General features: G+C 76.1%; 4 protein-coding genes. 2 read left to right on the top strand and 2 right to left on the bottom strand.

Annotation, left to right across the window (positions count from 1 at the left end; all coding sequences use genetic code 11):
- Positions 1-1,635, bottom strand: a 1,635-nt coding sequence (locus H6X67_RS11620; protein WP_502797335.1) for a DEAD/DEAH box helicase, incomplete at its 3' end; no start/stop codon positions are given.
- A 341-nt stretch (positions 1,636-1,976) separates the two neighbouring features.
- On the opposite strand from H6X67_RS11620, the gene H6X67_RS11615 reads away from it, so the two are divergent.
- On the top strand, positions 1,977-2,609 hold the full coding sequence (locus H6X67_RS11615; protein WP_249367653.1) for a ferritin-like fold-containing protein: 633 nt from the start codon (positions 1,977-1,979) through the stop codon (positions 2,607-2,609).
- 97 nt (positions 2,610-2,706) lie between these two features.
- On the opposite strand, the gene H6X67_RS11610 is transcribed toward H6X67_RS11615, so the two are convergent.
- The gene (locus H6X67_RS11610; protein ID WP_249367654.1) at positions 2,707-2,922 is read right to left on the bottom strand and encodes a DUF3107 domain-containing protein; all 216 of its coding nucleotides are present in this window, start codon (positions 2,920-2,922) and stop codon (positions 2,707-2,709) included.
- Between the two features lie 228 nt (positions 2,923-3,150).
- On the opposite strand from H6X67_RS11610, the gene H6X67_RS11605 reads away from it, so the two are divergent.
- The coding region (locus H6X67_RS11605) for a UvrD-helicase domain-containing protein (protein WP_249435554.1) at positions 3,151-4,259 on the top strand (1,109 nt) is incomplete at its 3' end.

Raw genomic sequence — 4,259 nt, 5'->3', positions numbered from 1 at the left:
ACCCTGCTCCCGGCGGGAGCGCTCGCCGCGCCCACGGCCACCGCGCTCACCTGAGCCGCGCTCGCCGCGCCCCGAGCGCTCCCCGTCACGGCCGCGACCGTCACGACCACGACCGCCGCGTCCGCCCTGGCGCCCACTGCGGCCGCGCTCGCCGTCGCGCCGCGAGCGGCCGGTCTCGCCGAGGTCCTCGATCGCCTCCGCGCTCAGGCCCGCCAGGGTCCGCTTGGAGCGGGGGAGCGTGCCCGTGACGCCCTCCGGGATGCGCAGGTCCGCGAACAGGTGCTCGCTCGTGTGGTAGGTCTCGACCGGCTCCTCCTGCGGCAGGCCCAGGGCCTTGGCGATGAGCCGCCAGCGCGGGGTGTCGTCCCAGTCGACGAAGGTGATGGCCGTGCCCGAGCTGCCGGCGCGGCCCGTGCGGCCGATGCGGTGGACGTAGATCTTCTCGTCCTCGGGGCACTGGTAGTTGATGACGTGGGTGACGTCGTCGACGTCGATGCCCCGGGCGGCGACGTCGGTGGCGACCAGGACGTCGACCTTGCCGTTGCGGAAGGCGCGCAGCGCCTGCTCGCGGGCCCCCTGACCGAGGTCACCGTGCAGGGCGCCGGTGGCGAAGCCCCGGGCCTCGAGGTCCTCTGCCACGCGCGCGGCCGTGCGCTTGGTGCGCGCGAAGATGATCGTGCGGCCGCGCCCCTCGGCCTGCAGCACGCGGGCGACGACCTCGACCTTGTTGAGGGCGTGCGTGCGGTAGACGACCTGCTGGACCGTGGTGACGGTCATCGAGTCGTCACCGGGGTCCTGGGCGCGGATGTGCGTGGGCTGGGTCATGTAGCGCCGGGCGAGGGCGACGACGGCGCCGGGCATCGTCGCGCTGAAGAGCATGGTCTGGCGGTCCGGGCGGGTGCGGGCCAGGATCTTCTCGACGTCGGGCAGGAAGCCGAGGTCGAGCATCTCGTCGGCCTCGTCGAGCACGACGGTGGTGACGTGGGCGAGGTCGAGCACGCCGCGCTCCATGAGGTCGATGAGGCGCCCGGGGGTGCCGACGACGACCTCCGCGCCCTTCTCCAGGGCCTCGATCTGCGGCTCGTAGGCGCGCCCGCCGTAGACCTCGACGATGCGCACGGTGCGCCTGGCGGCGGCCTGGCCGAGCTCGGTGGCGACCTGCTTGGCCAGCTCGCGGGTGGGCAGGACGACGAGCGCCTGCGGGGAGCCGGCGGCGGGGTCCTCGTCCCAGCCCTCCTCGCCGGGGCCCAGCGTGTCCATGAGCAGCGGGATGCCGAAGCCCAGGGTCTTGCCGGTGCCGGTCTTGGCCTGGCCGATGATGTCGAGCCCCTCGAGGGCGACCGGCAGGGTGAGGGCCTGGATGGGGAAGGGGTGGGTGATGCCCTTGGCGGACAGGGCCTCGCTGATCTCCGGCTCGACGCCGTAGTCCGCGAAGGTCTTCCGGGTGAGGTCGACGCTCTCGCCCTCGTCCGTGATGTCGGGCGTGGCCTCCTGAAGGACGGGCGCGTGGGCGCCCTCGGTGGCCAGGATGCCGGTGGTGGGGCCGGCGGGCGCCACGGGGGCGGATGTCGCGCCAGGGGCGTCGACGGCCTCAGGGGTGTCAGTGGTGTTGCTGGTGGGGTTCTCGTTCGGCACGAGGTTCCTCCGGTCAGTGGATGACCGCCGGCGCTGACGCGGTCCGTCGGCGCGCGTGGCGGGCCGACGGGCGCGGCGCGCGCAGGCGCCCGCTCCCCGTGGCCTCGGGCCCGGGGCGGTGGCGCGACGCGGTCGCGGGTGTGGCAGCCGATCGTGAATCGTGCCCCGCTCAGGGCCGTGGGGCCGGCGGGGTGTGGCTGCTGGACGACCGGGCAACCGTGGACGCGCCCAGCCTAGCCGCAGGTGGGCCTTCGGTCCCTGTGAGGTGGTGCGCCGGCGGCCGGCTCGTGGGCGATGTCACTCGTGGCGGCGGTGACGGGCGGCACGCCTACGCTGTGCCCATGAGCTCCACCGTGCCTCCCGCCCACGTCACCGCCGTCGCCGGCCTCGTCGCCTTCTCCTGCACCGTGGCCTCCATCCGGCACGCCAAGGACGCGGGCAAGGCGCCCCGCATGGCCGAGCGGGCCGAGCTGCTGAGCATGAGCGCGGAGCGCGTGAGCGCCTTCGCCGACGTCGACGCCCTCCTGCGGTCCCTGGGCACCGACGCGCCGACGGCGGCCCAGCCCTACCAGGGCTGCCTCGGCGAGCTGGACGAGCGCCTGCGCCCGGCGGACTGGGCCGAGCGCCTGCTCAAGAGCCACCTCTATCTGGGGATGCTCCGGGACTTCTGCCGCGCTCTCGTGGCGGCGCTGCCCGACGGCACGCGCGAGCCCCTGGAACGGGCGCTGGCCGAGGACGCCTTCGAGGACTTCGCCGCCGCCCAGCTCCTGCCGGGGGTGACGGCCGATGCGCAGCTGGCGGGCCGCATGGGCCTGTGGGGGCGCCGGGTCATCGGTGACGAGATCGGCTCCCTGCTGCGCGTCCTGGCGGGCTTCCCCGACCTGCTCGGGGGACCGGTCACCCAGGCCGCCCTGCACGAGGCGCTGTCCGACGGCGCCCTGCGGCGCGTCCAGGGCCTGGGCCTCAACGCCTGAGCGGCACCCGAGCCGGGGACCGCCGGACCGGGGGAGACCTCCGGGGCCGGGCGACGCCGTCGGGACGGCAACGCCCTCGGTCCCCGAGGCGCCGGTGTCAGACGCCGAAGCCGACGCGGCGCGGAGTGGTCTCCCCGAGCTCGACGTAGGCCAGGGAGCCGGCCGGGACGAAGACCTTGCGGCCCTTGTCGTCGCTGACGGTCACGTCCTGCGTGGAGGCGCCGGCGAGGGCGGCGAGCACGTCCTCCTGGCTCGCGGAGGTCTCCAGGGTCAGCTCGCGGGGGGAGTGCTTGATACCGATGGTCACCTGCATGGTTGCTCCGTCTCTCGTGCGTCCGGCGCCCCGCCGATGACTCAGGCGCCTCCTGCGCCGATCCTAGGGGCCCGGTGTCAGGCCGTCGCCCCCACGAGCGGCACGACAGCCCCGTTTCGCGTCGCGCGGACGCCCCCGGCCGCGCGCAGGGCGGCGGCAGGGTTGTCGGGGTCGGCGGCAGTGGCTCGAGGGCCTGTTCATGTCAGTGCCCCGTGGTGTGATGGTCCCGTGACAGCAGCACGAGGACCAGCGGACGCGACCACGGGGGGCGCCGGGGCACCGGCGGTGCGCCTCCTGCCCGCCCAGGAGCCCCCCGGCCTGCCCGGGCCCGATGACGACGCCGCCGTGGTCCTGGCCCGTGCCGCCGAGGGGCAGGACCTCGTCGTCCTCGGCGCCCCCGGGACGGGCAAGTCCACGCTGGCCCTGCACCTGCTCACGCAGGCCGTCACCGGGGGGCGCGACGCGCTCCTGCTCACCCCGACCCGCTCACGCGCCGACCTCCTGCGCACCCGGGCGGCCCAGCTGCTCGCCGGCGGCGGCGGGGGCGTGGTGCGCGTGCGCACCCCCGCGGGCTACGCCTTCACCGTCCTGAGCACCTTCCTCACCGCCCGGGCGGACCCCCTGCCCGCCCCCGTCCTGCTCGCCGGTGCGGAGGAGGACGCGGCGCTCGCCTCCCTGCTGCACCCCATCCAGTGGCCCGGCCTGCCCGCCGAGGCCGTCACCTCGCGGGCCTTCCGCACCGAGCTGCGCAACCTCCTGGCCCGCGCCGGCGAGCTCGGCGTCACGGCCGAGGACCTGGCCGACTGGGGGCAGCGCCTCGACGTGCCCCTGTGGGGGCCCGCCTCCGCGCTGCTGCGCGCCTGGGACGCCCAGGGGCGGGCGAGCGCCGAGCGGCGCAGCGAGACCCGGCGCATGGACTCCGCCCGCATCCAGGACCGCGCCATCGAGGCCCTGGCCGCCTGGGAGCACGAGGGCGTGACCGAGCCCCGTCCCGTGCCCGACCTCGTTATCGTCGACGACTACCAGGACTGCACGGCCGCCACCGCCCGCCTGCTCGTGGCCCTGGCCCGGCCCGACCGGAGCGGGCACCGGGCGCAGGTCGTCGTCCTGGGGGACCCGGACGTCGCCGTCGAGACCTTCCGGGGGGGCACCCCCAGCCTCCTGGTTGAGGCGGAGGACCGCTCGGGCCTCGGCGCCGCCCGGCTGCGCCTGGGGACCCGCCACCGCGGGGCCCCGGCCCTCGTGCGCGTGTGGGAGGACCAGGCCTCGCGCCTGCCCGTCACCGGCACGGCCTCGCACCGCGCGCCGCAGCCGGCCGCCGTCCAGGAGGGCGACGA

The organism is Actinomyces sp. AC-20-1, assembly GCF_023369555.1.
Classification (GTDB): Bacteria; Actinomycetota; Actinomycetes; order Actinomycetales; family Actinomycetaceae; genus Actinomyces.
This window is presented reverse-complemented; position numbering and strand designations above follow the sequence as displayed.